At 68.0% G+C, this 18,857-nt stretch carries 13 protein-coding genes; 7 read left to right on the forward strand and 6 right to left on the reverse strand.

Annotated features, from left to right (window positions below; genetic code table 11):
* Positions 1-97 precede the first annotated feature (97 nt).
* Positions 98-1,480: a cytochrome P450 gene (locus tag WDM91_13125; GenBank protein MEI9995531.1), complete on the forward strand. Its 1,383-nt coding sequence runs from the start codon at positions 98-100 to the stop codon at positions 1,478-1,480.
* Positions 1,481-1,614: 134 nt separating this feature from the next.
* On the opposite strand, the gene WDM91_13130 is transcribed toward WDM91_13125, so the two are convergent.
* Positions 1,615-2,715 carry an NADH:flavin oxidoreductase gene (locus WDM91_13130; GenBank protein ID MEI9995532.1) on the reverse strand — a complete coding sequence of 367 codons (1,101 nt, stop codon included), beginning with the start codon at positions 2,713-2,715 and terminating at the stop codon, positions 1,615-1,617.
* Positions 2,716-2,893: 178 nt separating this feature from the next.
* Here WDM91_13130 and WDM91_13135 point away from each other — a divergent pair, with 178 nt between their 5' ends.
* The 3 genes from WDM91_13135 (at position 2,894) to WDM91_13145 (ending at position 8,172) form a co-directional block, all read left to right on the forward strand.
* Entirely contained in the window at positions 2,894-4,306 is a 1,413-nt protein-coding gene (locus WDM91_13135) for an MFS transporter (protein ID MEI9995533.1), read from the forward strand.
* A complete protein-coding gene (locus tag WDM91_13140; protein MEI9995534.1) occupies positions 4,303-5,679 on the forward strand; it encodes an MFS transporter in 1,377 nt (458 codons plus the stop codon). Before WDM91_13135 ends, WDM91_13140 begins: the two co-directional genes overlap by 4 nt.
* 147 nt (positions 5,680-5,826) lie before the next feature.
* Positions 5,827-8,172: a UvrD-helicase domain-containing protein gene (locus WDM91_13145; GenBank protein ID MEI9995535.1), complete on the forward strand. Its 2,346-nt coding sequence runs from the start codon at positions 5,827-5,829 to the stop codon at positions 8,170-8,172.
* A 100-nt stretch (positions 8,173-8,272) separates the two neighbouring features.
* Here WDM91_13145 and WDM91_13150 read toward each other — a convergent pair whose 3' ends face one another.
* Positions 8,273-9,091 carry an enoyl-CoA hydratase/isomerase family protein gene (locus WDM91_13150; protein MEI9995536.1) on the reverse strand — a complete coding sequence of 273 codons (819 nt, stop codon included), beginning with the start codon at positions 9,089-9,091 and terminating at the stop codon, positions 8,273-8,275.
* Between the two features lie 112 nt (positions 9,092-9,203).
* Positions 9,204-9,722: a hypothetical protein gene (locus tag WDM91_13155; GenBank protein MEI9995537.1), complete on the reverse strand. Its 519-nt coding sequence runs from the start codon at positions 9,720-9,722 to the stop codon at positions 9,204-9,206.
* Positions 9,723-9,983: 261 nt separating this feature from the next.
* Here WDM91_13155 and WDM91_13160 point away from each other — a divergent pair, with 261 nt between their 5' ends.
* From WDM91_13160 to mmsB, 3 genes are all read left to right on the forward strand, one after another.
* Positions 9,984-11,483 carry a CoA-acylating methylmalonate-semialdehyde dehydrogenase gene (locus WDM91_13160; protein MEI9995538.1) on the forward strand — a complete coding sequence of 500 codons (1,500 nt, stop codon included), beginning with the start codon at positions 9,984-9,986 and terminating at the stop codon, positions 11,481-11,483.
* 158 nt (positions 11,484-11,641) lie between these two features.
* Positions 11,642-12,679: an enoyl-CoA hydratase/isomerase family protein gene (locus tag WDM91_13165; protein MEI9995539.1), complete on the forward strand. Its 1,038-nt coding sequence runs from the start codon at positions 11,642-11,644 to the stop codon at positions 12,677-12,679.
* Positions 12,680-12,806: 127 nt separating this feature from the next.
* Positions 12,807-13,694, forward strand: a complete 888-nt coding sequence (mmsB, locus tag WDM91_13170; protein MEI9995540.1) for a 3-hydroxyisobutyrate dehydrogenase — start codon at positions 12,807-12,809, stop codon at positions 13,692-13,694.
* Positions 13,695-13,717: 23 nt separating this feature from the next.
* Here mmsB and WDM91_13175 read toward each other — a convergent pair whose 3' ends face one another.
* From WDM91_13175 to WDM91_13185, 3 genes are read right to left on the reverse strand one after another with little or no spacing between them, the layout of a single operon-like run.
* Positions 13,718-15,592, reverse strand: coding sequence for a serine protease (locus tag WDM91_13175; GenBank protein ID MEI9995541.1), 1,875 nt, complete (start codon positions 15,590-15,592; stop codon positions 13,718-13,720).
* 23 nt (positions 15,593-15,615) lie between these two features.
* Positions 15,616-16,758, reverse strand: a complete 1,143-nt coding sequence (locus WDM91_13180; protein MEI9995542.1) for a tetratricopeptide repeat-containing protein — start codon at positions 16,756-16,758, stop codon at positions 15,616-15,618.
* Complete coding sequence (locus WDM91_13185; protein ID MEI9995543.1) at positions 16,755-18,725, reverse strand: protein kinase; 1,971 nt, start codon at positions 18,723-18,725, stop codon at positions 16,755-16,757. The genes WDM91_13180 and WDM91_13185 overlap by 4 nt, the downstream gene beginning before the upstream one ends.
* Positions 18,726-18,857: the final 132 nt, after the last annotated feature.

The following is an 18,857-nucleotide window of genomic DNA, read 5'->3' on the forward strand; positions in this document are numbered from 1 at the left end:
GGTCCGCTGCCTGAAGCGGCGAGACTAAGCGCCCGCCACTCGGAGTCAATCGGGCCGCAAAGATGTCAGAACGGCGCGGCGGTGCTAGTGTCGTTCCATGAGCGACGCCCTGATGAAACCGGTCGAATCGATGCGCCTGCGCCCCGCGGCGCCGGTGCCGCTGGACCGTGCGATCGGCCGCATCCAGGCGGTGCGCGAGATCGGGCGCAACGCGGTCGCGGCCTGGGGCGAACGCGCCTATCGCGAACTTTACGTCTATGACCGCAACTGGATGCAGGATTTCCTGCTGGTCAACGATCCCGAAGGCGTGCGCCACGTCCTGCTCGACAACGTGCAGAATTATGTGAAGAGCCGTCAGGTGCAGCGCACGACCGGTCCGGCGCTCGGCAACGGCCTGTTCAATGCCGACGGCGAAAGCTGGAAATTCCAGCGCCGCACCACGGCGCCGACCTTCTCGATGCGCCATATCGCCGATTTCGCCGCGCCCATGGCGCGCGTGACGGAAGACGCATTGGCGCGCTGGGACGACCTTGCGCCGGGCACGGTGATCGATGCGGCGGACGAGATGATGCGCGTCACCTACGCGATCATCACCCATACGATGTTCTCCGACGACGTGAAGATCGACTATCCCGCGCTGGCGCGGCATTTCGTGACCTATCTGGACACGCTGGGGCGGATCGACCTGCTGACCACGCTGGGCGTGCCGCATTGGGCGCCGACGCCCAAGCGGCTGCGGGCGCGGGTGGCGGTCAATTTCTTCCGCAAGGAGATCGGGGCGCTGATCGCCCGGCGCAAGGCGCTGGTCGCGCGCGCCCCGGTGGCGGCGCCAAAGGATTTCCTCACCTTGCTGCTGACCACGCGCGATCCGGAGGGGGGCGCGCTGTTCGGCGAGGACGAGGTCTATGACAACGTCATGACGTTCATCTTCGCAGGGCATGAGACGACGGCGAACGCGACGGCCTGGACGCTCTACCTGCTGTCGCAATTCCCCGAGATCGATGCGCGGGTCGCGGCGGAGGTGCGCGCCGCGGACGGCGACACGTCGCGTCTCGTCTATACGCGCCAGGTGCTGGAGGAGTCGCTGCGGCTCTATCCGCCCGCGCCCTTCGTGAGCCGCGATTCCATCGGACCGGACCGGATCGGTGGGATCGACATCCGCGCCAAGACCTCGGTGCTGATCTCGCCCTGGCTGATCCAGCGGCACCGCAAGCTGTGGGACGCGCCGGATTACTTCGATCCCGACCGCTTCGCGCCCGGGCGGCGCGAGAAGATCCACCGCTTCGCCTATATCCCGTTCGGCGCCGGGCCGCGCATCTGCATCGGCATGGGCTTTGCGATGCAGGAGGCGCTGATCGTGCTGAGCGCGATCGTCAAGCGCTATCGGCTGACGCTGGTCGAGGGGCACCCGGTGGTGCCGCTGGCGCGCCTTACCTTGCGGCCGCAGTTCGGATTGAAGATGACAATCGCGCGGCGCTAAGCCGCGCGATTGTCATCCCCGGCCGAGCGAAGCGAGGGGAAGGGGATACAGGCGGATAGACCGACTCCGGTCTGACCGCCTGGGTCCCCTTCCCTCGCCGCGCTACGCACGGCTCGCCGGGGATGACAATCCAATCACACCAGCTCCGCCAAAATCTCCGGCGTGTACGGCTTGAGCTCGTTCAGCTTGCCCGCCTTGACCTTGTTGGCCCAGTCCGGGTTGGCGATCAGGGCGCGGCCGACCGCGATCAGGTCGAAATCGCCGCGCTCCATCATCTCGATCAGCCGATCGATCCCGCTGACCTCGGCGCCGGCCTGGCGGAAAGCGGTGATGAAATCCATGTTCAGGCTCACCGAGCCGACCGAGATCGTCGGCAATCCGCTCAGCTTCTTGGTCCATCCGGCGAGATTCAAATCCGAGCCGTCGAACTCCGGTTCCCAGAAGCGGCGGGTCGAGCAGTGGAAGATATCGACGCCGGCGTCGATCATCGGCTTCAGGAAGGCTTCGAGCTCGGCGGGCGTGTGGGCGAGGCGGGCGGCGAAGTCCTGCTGCTTCCATTGCGAGAAGCGTAGCAGGATCGGGAAGTCGGGACCGGTCTCGCGGCGCACCGCGCGCGCGATGTCGGCCGCGAAGGTGGCGCGCTGCGGCAGCTCGCCGCCATATTTGTCGTCCCGCTGGTTGGTGCCCTCCCAGAAATACTGGTCGATCAGGTAGCCATGCGCGCCGTGCAGCTCGACGCCGTCGAAGCCGAGCTCCTTGGCATAGCGCGCCGAGCTGGCAAAGCCGGCGATGACGTCGGCGATGTCGCCGTCGCTCATCGGCTCGGCGACCTTCTTGTCCTTCCGCGCGAGGCCCGAGGGGCTCATGCTGGGCGCTTCGGGATGCGGTCCGGTGCCGGGATGGCGCACCACGCCCTGATGCCAGAGTTGCGGCATGATGTGGCCGCCTTCGGCCTTCACCGCCTCCACCACCCTGGCCCAGCCGGCGAGCGACTCCTTGCCGTAGAAGTGCGGGATGTTCACGTCGTTGGTGGCGCCCTTATGCTCGGGCGCGGTGCCTTCGGTCAGGATCAGGCCGGTGCCGCCGGCGGCGCGGGCGCGGTAATAAGCGACGACCTGGTCGTTCGGGATCTGCTCGGGCGACTTGGAGCGCGTCATCGGCGCCATGACCACGCGATTGGGCAGGGACAGCGATTTGAGGCTGAACGGCTTGAAGAGGACGTCGGTGGCGGGCATCGGGATTCCTTGTCGATAGCGGGTAGCGGGAGTCAGCACGGCAAGTACGGTGGTGACAAGGTCGCGTGATCACCTCCCCGCAAGGGGGGAGGTAACTGGAACGCCGCCACGCCATGGTGCCGCGCGGGGGGAATTAAGCCTTGAGCGGAGCGGGAGGGGGGAGTACCTCCGGTGGGTCATGAGTGCCTCCTCCCCTCAAGATCCCCAAGGCAACGACGGCAGCGAAGGCGCGAATCCAGACGGCGGTGCGGCGGCGCTGCCGTCCTCCGTGCCGCTGATGCCGGATGAGCCGGAAACCATCCTGGGAACCCCGCCGGAGGAGCCTCCGTCCGAGGCCGAAGCCGTCCAGGAAATCGCCGATATCGCCGGCCCACGGCGCTCGGGCCTGGCCTCCGTCTTCCGCCACCGCAATTACCGGCTGTTCTTCACCGGCCAGATCGTCTCGCTGATGGGCTCGTGGATGCAGAACACCGCGCAGCCCTGGCTGGTCTACGACCTGACGCATTCCAAGGTCCTCCTGGGCGTGGTGTCGTTCTGCTCGACCGTGCCCGTGTTCCTCATCACGCCGTTCGGGGGCATGGTCGCCGACCGCGTCGACCGGCGGAAGTTCCTGCTGGCGACGCAGACCGCGGCGATGCTGCAGGCCACGGTGCTGGCGGTGCTGACGCTGCTGCATCTGGTGCAGGTGTGGGAGATCATCTGCCTGGCCCTGACCATGGGGACGATCAACGCCTTCGACATCCCGACGCGGCAATCCATGACGCTGGACATGGTGGGGCGCGAGGATCTCAGGCATGCCATCTCGCTCAACTCGATGATGTTCAACGGAGCGCGGATCGTCGGACCGACGCTGGCGGGGCTGCTGATCTTCGCGGTGGGCGAAGGCATCTGCTTCGCGCTCAACGCGGTGTCGTTCGGCGCTGTGCTGCTGAGCCTTTTGATGATGCGGCTGGCGGCGCGGCCGCCGCGCATCGACCGCAACGCGCTGTACGAGATCCTCGAGGGTTATCGCTACTCCTTTGCCACGCCGCAGATCCGGCTGTCGCTGGTCCTGGTGGCGGCGTCGTCGCTGTTCGGCGCGGCCTATATCACCATGATGCCGGCGATCACGCGCGACCTGTTGCACGGCACCTCGAAGGAGCAAGGGCTCCTGATGTCGGCGGCGGGCGCCGGCGCGCTGATCGGGGCCTATTTCCTGTCGCGGATCACCGAGAAGCAGCTCGTCTACATGCCGGTGCTGTCGGCGGGGATCTTCGGCGTCAGCATCATCGCCTTCGTGCATTCGCATGTGCTGCTGCTCTCGATGGCGCTGCTGCTGCCGGTGTCGGCGTTCCTGATGCTGCTGGGCGGCACGACCAACACCATCATCCAGACCGTGGCGGCGGAGAATTTCCGCGGCCGGGTGATCTCCCACTACACGCAGAGCTTCATGGGCATGCTGCCCTGGGGGGCGCTGATGCTGGGCACGCTGGCCCAGCATGTCGGCGTGACCGATGCGATCAGCTTCGGCGGGCTTGCCGTGCTGGCCTGCGCGGTACTCGCCTTCTTCTGGCGCCGCGCCACCGGATTCACGCTGGCGCCCGCCGAATGAGCGACATCTACGCCGGCCTGTCGAGCGAAGCGGAACGCGAAGCGGCCTATGAGGGCTTCGTGTGGAAGAACCTTCGGCGCAACTATGCCGGCCATTTCGTGCACGGCATGCTGGGGATGACGGGCTTCCGCCTGGTGAACGCGCCGACCTTCATCCCGGCCTATCTGCACCAGATCTCGGGCTCGGACTTCTTCGTCAGCCTCGGCGCCAGCCTGCAGCAGCTCGGCGGCGTGATCTCGCCCATCGCGGGCGCGGCGCAGATCGAGCATCGCAAGAAGATCATGCCGGTCTCGATGTTCCTCGGCACCATGATGCGGGTGCAGATCCTGGGCATCGCGCTGGCGGGCTGGTTCCTGGGCGGCACGCCGCTGCTAGTGAGCGTGCTGCTGTTCCTCTTCCTGCTCGGTCTGTTCTCGGGCCCGCAAAGCGTCGCGTTCCAGTTCCTGCTGGGGAAGATGATCCCGATCGCGCGGCGCGGGCAGCTGCAGGGCTGGCGCAACCTCACCGGCGGCATCGTCGCGGCCAGCCTGAGCTGGGCGGCCGGCAAATATCTCGTCGGCCACAACGTGCTCGGCAACGGCTATTCGACGACCTTCGCGCTGGCCTTCGTCCTGACGAGTCTCGGACTGACCGCGTTCCGCCTGCTGGTGCGCGAGCCGGAGCCGCCGACGGTGCGGGCGCGCAGCACGATCGGCGACCGGATGCGCGACCTCGTCCCGATGCTGCGGAGCAATCCCGGCTTCATGTATTTCATGATCGCGCGGACCTTCGCGATCGCCAGCCGCGTGGCGCAGCCTTTCTATATCATCTATGTCGGCAAGAAGATCGGCTTCTCCGGCGACGTGGTCGGCTCGCTGTCGCTCGCTTTCCTCGGCGCCGACACGGTGATGAGCGTGGGCTGGGGCTATCTCGCCGACCGCCACGGCTTCCGCTCCAACTTCATCATCGCGCTGGTGTTCTGGATCGCCGCCACGATCCTGCTGATGCGCGTGAGCTCGCCGCTCTGGCTGTTCATCGCCTTCTTCGGCCTGGGCGCCGGCAACAGCGGCTACCAGATGAGCGCGCAGAACATCGTCTTCGAGTTCGGCCATCGCGACGACATGGCGATGCGCCTGGCCTTCTCCAACACCGCCGAGAGCATCATGAGCGCCGCCGGGCCGCTGCTGGGCGGCCTGATCGCGGCGAGCTTCGGCTATTACGCGGTGTTCTGGGTCGCGGTGGCCTGCGAGGCGATCGCGCTGGTGCTGCTGGTGACGCTGGTCGAGGAACCGCGCAAGAAGCGGCTGCAGCTCGAGGCGGAGAAGGCGGCGGCGCTGGACGAGACCGCGACGACGAGTCTCGCGAGCCGCGAGGACGAGGAGGGGAATCTGTAAAAGGGCCGGCCGCGCGGACCGGGAACCCCACAAAGTTCCAGCCCGCGCCCGGAAACGATCGCGCCCGGCAATGCCATCGCGGGCGATGACATTCCGGCCTCCAGGTTCTACATTGGTTCCCATGCACCCTGAATCGTCTGCGTCCCCATGAGCGGCTATGGCAACCGCTACAACGATCCCTTGGACGACGCCTTCGGCGGCGAGGACGACTCGCCCGCCGGCGAACCCCAGACCGCGCCCATTCCGCGCGATCCGCCCTATTTCGCCGGCCTGAACGCGCAGCAGCGCGAGGCGGTCGAGGCGACCGATGGGCCCGTCCTGGTGCTGGCCGGCGCCGGCACCGGCAAGACCCGCGTGCTGACCACCCGGCTCGCCCACATCCTCGCCACCCGCAAGGCCTGGCCCGGCCAGATCCTCTCCGTCACCTTCACCAACAAGGCGGCGCGCGAGATGAAGGAGCGCATCGGCGCCCTGATCGGCGGCGTGGTCGAGGGGATGCAGTGGCTCGGCACCTTCCACTCCATCGGCGCCAGGATGCTGCGCCGCCATGCCGAACTGGCCGGCCTCAAGTCCAACTTCACCATCCTCGACGCCGACGACCAGCTACGCCTGATGCGCCAGCTGATCGATGCCGCCGGGATCGACGAGAAGCGCTGGCCGGCGCGCGCGCTGGCCTCGATGATCGACGACTGGAAGAACCGCGGCCTGCCCCCCGCCGACGTGCCGGCCGGCGAAGGCCATGGCTACGCCTTCGGCAAGGGCGTCGAGCTCTATGCCCAATACCAGCAGCGCCTGAAGGACCTGAACGCCGCCGATTTCGGCGACCTGCTGCTGCATGTGCTGAACATCCTCAAGGCGCATCCCGACATCCTCGCGGAGTATCGCGAGCGCTTCCGCTACATGCTGGTCGACGAATACCAGGACACCAATGTCGTCCAGTATCTCTGGCTCAAGCTGCTCGCCACCGCGTCCGGCAATGTCTGCTGCGTCGGCGACGACGACCAGTCGATCTATGGCTGGCGCGGCGCCGAGGTCGAGAACATCCTGCGCTTCGAGCGCGATTTCCCCGGCGCCAAGGTCATCCGGCTGGAGCGCAACTACCGCTCGACGCCTGCGATCCTCGGCGCCGCCTCCGGCCTGATCGCCGCCAACAAGGGCCGGCTCGGCAAGACGCTGTGGACCGAGGGCGATCCGGGCGAGAAGATCAAGATCCAGGGCGTGTGGGACGCCGAGGAGGAGGCCCGCAACATCGCGTCGGACGCCGAAGACCTGCACCGCCGCGACCAGCCCTTCGGCCAGATGGCGATCCTGGTGCGCGCCTCCTTCCAGATGCGCGAGTTCGAGGACCGCTTCATCGCGCTCGGCCTGCCCTATCGCGTGATCGGCGGCCCGCGCTTCTACGAGCGCGCCGAAATCCGCGACGCCATGGCTTATCTGCGGCTTATTGCTCAAGGAGATGACGACCTCGCCTTCGAGCGCATCGTCAACAAGCCCAAGCGCGGCATCGGCGACGCCTCGGTGCAGTCGCTGCACCAGTTCGCGCGGAGCCGCCAGCTCCCGCTGCTCACCGCCGCGCGCGAGATCGCGCAGACGGACGAGCTGCCGCCCAAGGCGCGCAAGGCGCTGACCGAGCTGGCGGCGAATTTCCACCGCTGGACCGAGACCTCGCGCCACATCCCGCACACCGAGCTCGCGGAGATGGTGCTGGACGAGAGCGGCTATACCGACATGCTGAAAGCCGACAAATCGGCCGAGGCGCCGGGGCGGCTGGAGAACCTGAAGGAATTCGTCCGCTCGATGGAGACCTTCGAGTCTCTCGCGGCGTTCCTCGAACATGTCTCGCTGGTGATGGAGATCGCGCAGGACGAGACCGGCGACCGCATCAACCTGATGACCCTGCATGCTGCCAAGGGCCTGGAGTTCAACACCGTCTTCCTGCCCGGCTGGGAGGAAGGCCTGTTCCCCAGCCAGCGCACCATGGATGAAAGCGGCCTTGCCGGTCTCGAGGAGGAGCGCCGCCTCGCCTATGTCGGCCTCACCCGCGCCCGCCAGCGCATCCGCGTGAGCTTCGCCGCCAACCGCCGCGTCCATGGCAGCTGGCAGAGCGCGCTGCCTTCGCGCTTCATCACCGAGCTGCCCGAAGAGCATGTCGAGACCATGGTCGATGAGGGCTTCTATGGCGGCAATGTCGGCTTCCGCGACAACATGAATGCCGGCGGCTTCGCCTCGACCTATGACTCGCCCGGCTGGAAGCGGGCCCAGGCCAACCGCGCCGGCGGCCAGCCCCGCGCCCGGCCGCCGCTGATCGAGGCGCAGGCCTACACGATCCAGACCAGCGATCCCGCCGCATCGGACTACAGTCGCGGCGACCGCGTCTTCCACCAGAAATTCGGCTATGGCCGCGTCAACGGGGTGGAAGGCAACAAGCTCACCGTCGATTTCGACAAGGCCGGCGAGAAGAAGGTGATCGACACCTTCGTCACCCGGGCCTGAGCCCAAGCACAGCAGCGCGCGCCGGCAAACTGACGAGATCGTTTGGCCAGGACCTCATCCTGAGCCTGTCGAAGGATGAGGAGCACCGTCTCCGTACCCGCTACGTGTTCGTGTAATTCGGCTTCCGCTTTTCCAGGAACGCCGTCATGCCCTCGCGCACGTCGTTGGTCTGCGCACACAGGATCTGGTTGCGGTCTTCCATGGCGATCGCGGCCTCCAGCCCGGGCGCGTCGATGCTCATGTTCAGGCACTCCTTGGTGAGGCGCAGCCCCAGCGGCGCCGTCGTCAGCATCTCTTCGAGATAGGATTCGGCGGCTTTCGCGAGATCGGCATCGGGCACGACCTCCGAAACCAGTCCCGTCCGCAGGGCGCGATCGGCATGGATGAAGCGGCCGGTCAGCATCAGCTCGGAGGCCACCGAGGTGCCGACCAGCCGCGGCAGGAAATAGGACACGCCGATGTCGCAGGCCGACAATCCGATGCGGATGAAGGCCGCGTTCATCCGCGCGCTCTGCCCCGCGATGCGGATGTCGGAGGCCAGCGCCAGCGCGAAGCCGCCGCCGCAGGCCGGGCCGTGCACCAGGGAAATGATCGGCTGGCCGCAGCGGCGCATGCGCAGCACGATCTCGCTGATCCGGCGCTGGCCCAGCAGGCCGGCATCCGGCCCGCCGAGATTGGCACCCTCGGCATTGCGGCGCTCGCCGGATTGCTTGAGGTCGAGCCCGGCACAGAAGGCGCGCCCCGCCCCGCGCAGCACCACGATCCGCACGCTGCGGTCGAAATAGAGCGCGCCGAAATAATCGAGCAGCTCATCGACCAGGACGGTGTTCAGCGCATTGAGCGCCTCGGGCCGGTTCAGCGTCACCCAATCGACCGCGCCGTTTTTCTCGATCAGCAGCGTTTCGTATGTCTGCGACATGGACGGTCTTTCCGGTGCGGCGGCGGGCAACACTACAGCGCCCTTTCACTCGCCATCACGCGGAAATTGGCCTTTCGCTGCGGCAACCTTGTTCGCCGCGGCTCCGCTCCGTTCAGTCGGCATCGCCGGGCGGCGGCGGCGGCACCGCCGGAACGGCCTGCCAGGGGTTCGCGCATGTCGCAACGTAAGGGTAGAAGCCGGCGGGATTGTCGCATCGGTACCAGTAGCCAGGAGCCGGTGGCGGCGGCCCATTGCCGACCCCCGCGCCCGGCGGCGGCACGGAATCATCGGGATAGTCGTCGTCATAATCGTAGGGCGCCGGGCCATAGCCATAGGTGTCGGCATAGGGATAGTCGTAATACAGCGCGCCCAGCCCAAGGCCGAAGCCGAGACCGTAACCAAAGCCGCCATAGCCATAGCCGTGCCCGCCATGGCCACCATGACCGCCGAAATGGCCGCCGCCGTGACCTCCACCGTGGCCGCCGAAATGGCCTCCGCCGGAATGTCCAAACGCGCCGCCGCCGGAATGGCCGCCGCCATTGTGACCGCCCGCCGCCTGCGCCGCTCCGGCAAGACCGGAAACGGCCAGGCCGACGGCAAGAAAGATCGCTGCACTCGTTTTCATCGTCATTGTGTGGCCTCTTTCGCCAACGGATAGCTCACTGGAGACCTATGCAGGCGCACGCTCTTATTCAATGCGCGTGCCGCGAAGCCGCGTCGGTTGCGACAGTCTGAGACACGAAAGTCTCGCCACATTAGTACGCGTTTCGCAGGCCTTTCCAGCAAGATTTGGTCGCCATCGGCCGCTTTCGCGAAATCCTCCGAGAGCGCTTTTGCCGGCGCCATGCCGGTGCTACGAACGATCCCGACACCCAACCTGTCGGCATGTTCCATGAAAACGATCGACCACTTCATCGCTGGCAAAATCGCCGAGGGCGTCTCGGGCCGCTTCGGCGATATCTACGATCCTTCGACCGGCGAGGTGCAGGCCAAGGTCGCGCTCGCCAGCCGGGCCGAACTGCGCGGCGCGGTCGAGCATGCCAGGACGGCGTTCCGCGAATGGTCGGCGATCAATCCGCAACGCCGCGCCCGCGTGATGTTCAACTTCAAGGCGCTGGTCGAGAAGAATATGGATGCGCTGGCGCACATGCTCTCCGCCGAGCATGGCAAGGTGGTCGCGGATTCGCGCGGCGACATCCAGCGCGGCCTGGAGGTGATCGAGTTCGCCTGCGGCATCCCGCATCTGATGAAGGGCGAATACACCGAGGGCGCCGGCCCGGGCATCGACATCTATTCCATGCGCCAGCCTTTGGGCGTCGTCGCCGGCATCACGCCGTTCAACTTCCCCGCGATGATCCCGATGTGGATGTTCGGCGTCGCCATCGCCTGCGGCAACACCTTCATCGTCAAGCCGTCGGAGAAGGACCCGTCGGTCCCGATGCGGCTCGCCGAGCTGATGATGGAAGCGGGCGCGCCGGCCGGCGTGCTGCAGGTCGTCAACGGCGACAAGGAAGCGGTGGACGCGATCCTCGAGGATCCGGACATCCAAGCGGTGAGCTTCGTCGGCTCCTCCGCCATCGCGCATTACGTCTACAGCCACGGTACCGCGCACGGAAAGCGCGTGCAGGCGATGGGCGGCGCCAAGAACCACGCCATCATCATGCCGGACGCCGATCTCGACCAGGTGACCAATGAGCTGATCGGCGCAGGCTATGGCTCGGCCGGCGAACGCTGCATGGCGATTTCCGTCGCCGTCCCGGTGGGCGAGAAGACGGCGGAGGCGCTGGTCGCCAAATTGAAGCCGCGGGTGGAAAGCCTGCGCGTCGGCATCCCGACCGATCCGGATGCCGATTACGGCCCGCTGGTCACGGCGGCGCATCGCGAGAAGGTGAAGGCCTATATCGACCAGGGCGTCGCGGAAGGCGCCCAGCTCCTGGTCGACGGCCGCAACTTCAAGCTCCAGGGCTACGAGAACGGCTACTACATGGGCGGCTCGCTGTTCGACCATGTGACGCCGCAGATGAAGACCTATCAGGAGGAGATCTTCGGGCCGGTGCTGCAGATCGCGCGCGCCGAGGATTTCGACGCGGCGCTGGCGCTGCCCAGCAAGCATCAATACGGCAACGGCGTGGCGATCTTCACCCGCGACGGCGACGCGGCGCGGGAGTTCGCCAGCAAGGTGCAGGTCGGCATGGTGGGCATCAACGTGCCGATCCCGGTGCCGCTGGCCTATCACACCTTCGGCGGCTGGAAGCGCTCGGCGTTCGGCGACGTCAACCAGCATGGGCCGGAAGGCGTGCGGTTCTATACGCGGGTCAAGACGGTGACACAGCGCTGGCCGAAAGGCGGCGTGCGCGAGAATGCGAGCTTCGTCATCCCGACGATGAAGTGAAGGCATGCATCGCTTGTCATCCCCGGCCGAGCATCGCGCGGCGATGCGAGGGGAAGGGGACCCAGGCGGAAAACCCGTGACGGTGGCAAACACCTGGGTCCCCTTCCCCTCACGCCGCTACGCGGCGTTCGGCCGGGGATGACAGCGGAGTTCAAGTGGTGACGGACGACGCAGAAATCCTGTTCGAGACGCGCGGCGCTGTCGGGCTGATCACGCTCAACCGGCCCAAGGCGCTGAACGCGCTCACCCATGGCATGGTGGTGGCGCTGCATGCCACGCTGCGCGAATGGGCAGGCGACGACGCGGTGAAGACCGTCGTCATCCAGGGCGCGGGGGAGCGGGCGTTCTGCGCCGGCGGCGACATCCGCACGCTCTACGACAGCGGCAAGGCCGGGACATCTTACGCGATCGACTTCTACCGCGACGAATATCTGCTGAACGCCTTCATCAAGCACTATCCCAAGCCGTACGTCGCACTGCTGCACGGCTTCGTGATGGGCGGCGGCGTCGGCGTCTCGGTGCATGGCAGCCATCGCGTTGCCGACGAGACGATGCAGTTCGCGATGCCGGAGACTGGCATCGGCCTCTTTCCCGACGTCGGCGGCAGCTTCTTCCTGCCGCGCTTGCCCGGCGAGATCGGGATGTATCTGGGACTGACCGGCGCGCGATTGAAGACCGCCGACGCACTCTATGGCGGCGTCGCCACCCACACAGTTTCGAGCAGCGCGCGCGCGGCCTTGATCGAGAACCTCGCCGACGGCCACGAGCCCGACGCCGCCCTGGACGGCCTGAACGCCGAGACCGCGCCGCCGCCGCTCGCCGAGCTGCGCGGCAGGATCGACGCGATCTTCTCGGCGCCTTCGGTCGAAGGCATTCTCGAACGGCTCGAACGCGACGGCACCGACTGGGCGCTCGACACCGCGAAGGCCATCCGCGCCAAATCGCCGACCGCGACCAAGCTCGCCTTCCGCCAGATCCGCGAGGGCGCGAAGCTGGACTTCGACGCCTGCATGCGGATGGAATTCCGCATGGTGAACCGCGTCATCGCCGGCCACGACTTCTACGAAGGCGTCCGCGCCACCATCATCGACAAGGACGGCGCGCCGAACTGGCAGCCGGCGACGCTGGCGGAAGTGAGCGACGTGGATATCGACGCCTACTTCGCGCCACTGGGCGAAAGAGAGTTGCCGCTTTAGACACCAGCACAATCGTCATGGCCGGGCTTGTCCCGGCCACCCAGGAACACCCATGCATCACGGCGATCATGGGTCGCCGGCACGAGGCCGGCGATGACGAAAATGGAGATGACGGGAGAAAACGAACATGACCACCATCGCCTTCATCGGCGTCGGCAATATGGGCGGGCCGATGGCGCGCAATCTGCTCAAGGCGCAGGACCAGATCCGCGCCTTCGACGTGAGCCCCGCGGCGCTCAAGCCCGTGACGGATGCGGGCGGTAAGGCCGCGACCACTGCGCTCGACGCGGTGAAGGATGCCGACGTGGTGATCACCATGCTGCCGGCGGGCACGCATGTGCGCTCGGTCTATCTCGAAAGCGAGAGCATCCTCACAGCCGCCCGCAAGGACGCCTTGTTGATCGATTGCTCCACCATCGACATCGACTCCGCCCGTGCGGTGCACGTTGCCGCCGAGAAGGCCGGCTTCGATTTCCTCGACGCTCCCGTGTCGGGCGGCGTCGGCGGCGCCGAGGCCGGCACGCTGGCCTTCATGTGCGGCGGCAGCGACGCGGCCTTCGCGCGCGCCAGGCCGGTGCTGGAGAAGATGGGCAAGCGCATCGTGCATGCCGGCGGCGCCGGCGCCGGCCAGGCGGCGAAGATCTGCAACAACATGCTGCTCGCGATCTCGATGATCGGAACCTGCGAAGCCTTCGCCCTCGGTGAAAAGCTCGGCCTCGAGCACCAGAAGCTGTTCGACATCATGTCGGCGGCATCCGGCCAGAGCTGGTCGCTGACGACCTATTGCCCGGTGCCCGGCCCGGTGCCGAGCGCGCCGTCCAACCGCGACTATACGGGCGGCTTCGCCACCGCGCTGATGCTCAAGGACCTCAAGCTGGCGCAGGCGGCCGCCGCCAGCGCCGGCGCCGCAACGCCCCTGGGCGCCGAAGCGGCGCAGCTCTACGCGCTGTTCGCGGCGCAAGGCAATGCCGGCGTCGACTTCTCCGGCATCATCAAGATGCTCCGGGGCGCCTGATCGCGCCCCGGGATGGGACGCGATCAGTGCGGCCCGTCCTGTCCGACATCGCCGCTGCCGCCTTCGTCCCCTCCGGACGGCGCGGGCCCCGCCGCAGGCGGCGTGGGCGCGGGCTTTGTGCCGCCGCCATGCGGGCTCGACGCGGCCTCCTGCCCCGCGCCCGTGGGCGGTTTCGCGGTCGACCAGTAGACGTCGAGCTTGAACGGCACCGGCGCCTTGCCGCCGGCTTCGGAGATCACCGCGATCTTCACACGGGCCGCCGGGCCGGCCGGGATCTCCACCACGCCGAGCGGCCCATCGGCGACATAGACCGTCGTGTCGAGCACCGTCGCGGGATGGTCGGCGTCGTAGACCACGATGCGCAGCGGCGTCTTGGCGCCGGTATAGGCCGTCACCAGGTAACGCACCGCCGGCAGCAGGGCGAGGTCGTAGGTCGCGGCGGAGCGGCCCGCGAACAGCGGATCGCCGGCGCCGGTCGCGCCGGCACGCGTGAATCGCTGCAGCTTGCCTTCGGTCTCCTCGAACGACTTGGCATAGACCGCGGCGACGGCGTCCGGCGGCCGGCTCCAGCGCGCGATGCCCTCGGCCCAGGCGCGGCGGTCGTCGGCGAGCTGGTCGGCGGCCCGCCCGTCGACCAGATCGCCCAGCAGGTCGACGCGCTGCGCGAAATTCACCAGCGCCGCGTTGGGGATGCGGTCGCCATCCTTGCCGGCGATGTTGTTGCCGCCGGACAGGAGCGCCACCACCCGGCCATGGATATCGAAGATCGGGCTGCCCGAAGCCCCGCCGGCCGAAGGCAGCGAATGCTCGATCAGCTGTGCCGGCCCGCCATCGGCAGTGAGGAAGAAATTGCGCACCGAGGTGATGATGCCGACCTGCGACGTCGGCGTCGGCGCGCTCACGTCGAAGCTCACGAGATTCTCCGCCGGATAGCCGATGAAGGCGATGGGCTCGCCCGCATGCAGCGTGGCCAGCGCATTGTCGCGCGCCAGCGGCAGCGCCTCGGGCAGGCCGTCCTGGCGGTCGGGGATCAGGATCGCGACGTCATAGGCCGGCGACAGGTCGACCTGGCGCAGCATGCCGGAATTGGCCTTCTTGCCGGCATCCTCCAGCATCGTGTTGAACGCAGCATAGGCGGGATGGATGATCGCATCGACGATCTCATATTCGCGATGCTGTGCATCGGGCGCGCGCACCACGAGGCGATAGTGGTTCTGCCGCGCCTCCGCCAGCATGCCGCCGACATGCGCGTTGGTCGCGAAACCCTTGCGCCCGTCCTTCAGCGCGACGACCCAGGCGGTGGCGCCGCCATGCGAATTGCCGCCGGCGTCGACCTCGTCCACCAGGAAGACCGAATTCTGGTACTTCGCGATGATGTCGGAGAAATCCGCGGCCGAACCGGCATGGGCATAGAGCGGCGGCTGGTCCTGGCCGCTCAGCCGCCAATAGGCATAAAGCCCGAACAGCAGGCCGAGCGCGACCAGCGCGCCCAGCATATGCGTCCAGCGCGCCGCAGAGCGCGCGACCTCGGGCAGCGCGGCGCTGTGACCTTGCGGCTCGGTCGCGACATATTGCGTGCCGCGCTGGCGCGACGGCTCCAGCAGCAGGCGCGGTCCGCTCGGCGTGCCGAGATGGATTTCGGTCGGGGTGGACAGCGCCTGGCCGTCATAGACGTCCTTGCCGTCGAGATAGACGCGATGCTGCGGATTGATCACGAAGCGATAGCCGCCGGCCTCGCGGCGCAGCGCGAAGTGGTCGTGACCGACGATCGCCATATCCTCGGGGAACGGAACGTCGGTGTCCTGGGTGCGGCCGACGCGGATCTCCTCCAGCGTATCGGTGAAGGACAGGACCTTGTCGCGATAGGGCGGCGATTTGTAGGTGATCTTGATCGGCATGCGATTCCCCCTGGGTCTGCGATTTACGCCAGCAGATCGCCGCCCAGCAAGGCGATGGAGCGGTTTGCCTGGAATCTGGTGCCGGCGATGTCGCCCTTGCGCGCGGCGAAACGGGCGAAGGCTTGCGCGTAGAGCGTGCGCGCCGCCGCATCTTCGCGCGCCAGCAGCCGCGCCTCGGCCTCGGTGACCTCGTCGTAGTAGTCGCGCTGCACCGCGATGTCGATCCCGGCCGCGGCGAGCCGGGCGTTGCGGCCCGCGAAGACCTGGACCAGCCGGGTGGCCAGCGGCGCGGCACGCGCATCGCCCTGCCAGAACAGCAGCGCCGCGGCGTTGACGCCGAGATAGAGGTTCCGCTCGCGGCTGACCTGCCAGCCCTTCAGGTAATGCTGCAACGCCGGCGCCAGCGCGCCGGAGGCCTTGAGCGCCCCGGCGGTGATCCCGAGCGTCTCTTCGTCTTCGGAATGCCGGCCGGACAGCGCCTGCAGCAGCACCAATGCCTCATCCGCATGGCCTGCCCGGCGCCGCTCGAGCGCGTGGAGCTGGTTCAGCCGCAGGTCGTCGGGCGTCACGGCGCGCGCCGCCTCCAGGACGCCATGCGCGGCTTCGGCATGGCCGCAGGAGATCAGCGTCTCGGCGACCATCGCCGCGAGCGCCGGCAGGCGCGCGACGCGCGCGTCGCAAAGCGGCAGGAGCCTGTCCGAGACATCCTCGCCGCTCGCCTGCGCCTGCCGCAGCAGGGCAAGAAGCTCCGCGACATTGCCCGCCGTGAGCGGTGTCGCGATCCCGTAGCCGGCATCGGCCGGCGCGTGGTGCGGGCCGCGGAAATAGTCGCTCAAATACCATTGCAGCCACGGCCCGAGGCACAGCGCGGCGAACTGCCCGTCCTGCACCGAGAGCGGCCGCAGGACATGGCGCGCATCGTTCGACAGCCGGCGCAGTGCATGGCCGAGCGTCAGCGCCGGCCGCGCGATCAGCGACAGGCGCTCCAGCATGTCGAGATTGGCGAAGACCTGGGCGGCGGGATCGAGGCCCAGCGCCGCCACCGCGCGCGCCGCCGTGACCTCCAGCGCCCGGCCGCAATAGAAGACCGCCGCCTCGGGCAAATCGTTGCCGAGAGCGCGGCCGATGGCGGCGAGATCGCGGTCGAGGTCGTAGCCGTCGATCATCCCGCGAACCTCTTGAGAAGCCGGGCCGTCTCTTCCGCCGTCGGACGGTTCGCGCCCGCCCGATCCAGCAATGCCGCGGCCAGCTCGTCCGGCGTCTCTGGGGCGGCACGGCCGCCGAACAGCGAGAACCGATGCGCGGGCCCATCGGGCCGCACGCCCTGCAGCCATTCCGACAGGATCACGCCGAGGGCATACATGTCGTCGGACGGCGCGGGCGTCTCGCCACGCCCCTGTTCGGGCGAGAAATATTCCGGCGAGCCGCGCGACACCGAACCGGCCTTCTGCGGCAGGCCCGCGATATGCGCGATGCCGAAATCGACCAGCACGGGCGAGCCGTCCTCGCGCAGCATGATGTTCTCTGGCTTGAGGTCGCGGTGCACCACGCCCTGCCCATGCAGCGCCGCGAGCGCCGCCGCGACGTCGGCCAGCGTGCCGCAGATCGCCCTGGGCTCGCGCGCCGCGCCGGATTCCAGCCGCGTGCGCAGGTCCTCGCCTGCGATGTATTCGACGGCGAGATAGACATTGCCGCGCCCGTTGCGGCCGATGGCATAGACCTTCACCAGGCCGGGATGGCGGGCGCGGTTCGCGGCCTCCATGTCGAGCCGGGCGGAATCCAGCAGGCGTTCGCGCTCCGCCACCTCGTAGCGGGATTCGAGATCGAGGATCTTCAGCGCCACCTCGCGGCCGCGCTCGGCGTCGAAGGCCCGCCATACCGTGGCGAAGCTGCCGCTGCCGAGACGCTCGCGCAGGACGTAGCCGTCGACGCCGGCGTCCTCGCCGATCGGCTTGCCGGTCTCCTCCGCGACGCCCTCGGTAAGCGAAAGACGTTCCATCGTCTCGCCGATGCGCACGCGATAGCGCGTCAGCCCGCCCGCGCGGGCGCGCTTGAGCGCGAGAAGGATTTCGCGTTCCGCCGCCGGCCCGGGCAGCAATTCCGCCAGCGCGAGCCGCGCTTCGATCTCGGACGACGGAATCCCCGCGTCGCGAAAGCCGGTGGCGGCGGCGGTCAGCAGCGCGATGGCGCGCGGCCGGTCCGCCGCCACGATCAGCCGCGCCTCGATCCAGCCGAGCATGAGGCTGTCGAAGGCCGAAGGCATGGCGCCGGCGCATTCGCGCGCGGCCTCGAGATAGGCGGCGCTGTGGTCGGTGATCGCGAGCTCCGCGAGGACTTCGAAGGCGAGCTGGTCGAGGCCCGATTGCGCCGCGATCGTCCGGGCGCGCAGCAACTTCGTGCGCGCCGCGGCCGCATCGCCGGCCTCACGGTCGAGACCGGCGAGGTCGATCAGCACCCGCGCCTGGCCGCGGGCATCGCCCAGTTCCTCCGCGATCTCGAAATCCTGCGCGAGGAAGCCTGCCGCGTCCGCCGCGCGGCCGAGCCCGGCGCAATAGCGTCCGAGATTGCCCAACGTGATCGCCGTGCCCGCACGGTCGCCGATCTTCGCCTTGAGCGCCAGCGATCGCGCATAGCAGACGAGCGCCGCGGTCTCGCTGCCCATCGCCTGGTGCAACTGGCCCAGCGTGTCGAGCGTCTGCGCCTCGCCCTCGGCACTGCCCGCTGTGCGATAAAGCGCCTGTGCCGCGGCCAGGGCATCCAGCGCATCGCCGATCCGCATCCGGCGGTATTGTGCCGTGCCGAGCAGATGGCGCGCCCGCGCCGCCAGCAGTGAGCCCGGCTTCAGGCGCTCGTCCAGTGCGGCAACCGCAGCGCAGATGGCATCGAGCTTGTCCGGCGCGGCGAGATCGAGGAAGCCGTTCTCGACGGCGGCGGCATCCCGCAGTGCGGGATCGGCCGCGGCCTGCGCGAAAGCCTCGCGTGCTTCGCGGGCCCGGCCCAGTGCGGCCCGCGCGATGCCGGCGGCGAACGCGCCGACGGCATCGCGCGCCGTCCGCGCGGCGAGCGCCGCGAAGCGTCCCGCCGTGAGATCGGCCGCGAGATCCGGCGGCAACGCGACCGTCGCAATCCACATGCTCTGCGCGGTCCCCAGGTTGTCGAAAGCCGAATGCTAGTCGAGCCCCGCGCCTCACGGAAGCCGGAAATGGGAATGGTTATTTGCGCCGATATGCACTATCTCAAGCCTGGGCGGATACGACGAAGGAGC

The organism is Rhizomicrobium sp. (genome assembly GCA_037200385.1).
Lineage (GTDB): Bacteria > Pseudomonadota > Alphaproteobacteria > Micropepsales > Micropepsaceae > Rhizomicrobium.

Bases quoted from the DNA above. Each gene is read 5' to 3' on its own strand.
- WDM91_13125 (MEI9995531.1), top strand. From the start codon at position 98: ATGAGCGACGCCCTGATGAAACCGGTCGAATCGATGCGCCTGCGCCCC.
- WDM91_13130 (MEI9995532.1), bottom strand. From the start codon at position 2,715: ATGCCCGCCACCGACGTCCTCTTCAAGCCGTTCAGCCTCAAATCGCTG.
- WDM91_13135 (MEI9995533.1), top strand. From the start codon at position 2,894: ATGAGTGCCTCCTCCCCTCAAGATCCCCAAGGCAACGACGGCAGCGAA.
- WDM91_13140 (MEI9995534.1), top strand. From the start codon at position 4,303: ATGAGCGACATCTACGCCGGCCTGTCGAGCGAAGCGGAACGCGAAGCG.
- WDM91_13145 (MEI9995535.1), top strand. From the start codon at position 5,827: ATGAGCGGCTATGGCAACCGCTACAACGATCCCTTGGACGACGCCTTC.
- WDM91_13150 (MEI9995536.1), bottom strand. From the start codon at position 9,091: ATGTCGCAGACATACGAAACGCTGCTGATCGAGAAAAACGGCGCGGTC.
- WDM91_13155 (MEI9995537.1), bottom strand. From the start codon at position 9,722: ATGACGATGAAAACGAGTGCAGCGATCTTTCTTGCCGTCGGCCTGGCC.
- WDM91_13160 (MEI9995538.1), top strand. From the start codon at position 9,984: ATGAAAACGATCGACCACTTCATCGCTGGCAAAATCGCCGAGGGCGTC.
- mmsB (MEI9995540.1), top strand. From the start codon at position 12,807: ATGACCACCATCGCCTTCATCGGCGTCGGCAATATGGGCGGGCCGATG.
- WDM91_13175 (MEI9995541.1), bottom strand. From the start codon at position 15,592: ATGCCGATCAAGATCACCTACAAATCGCCGCCCTATCGCGACAAGGTC.
- WDM91_13180 (MEI9995542.1), bottom strand. From the start codon at position 16,758: ATGATCGACGGCTACGACCTCGACCGCGATCTCGCCGCCATCGGCCGC.
- WDM91_13185 (MEI9995543.1), bottom strand. From the start codon at position 18,725: ATGTGGATTGCGACGGTCGCGTTGCCGCCGGATCTCGCGGCCGATCTC.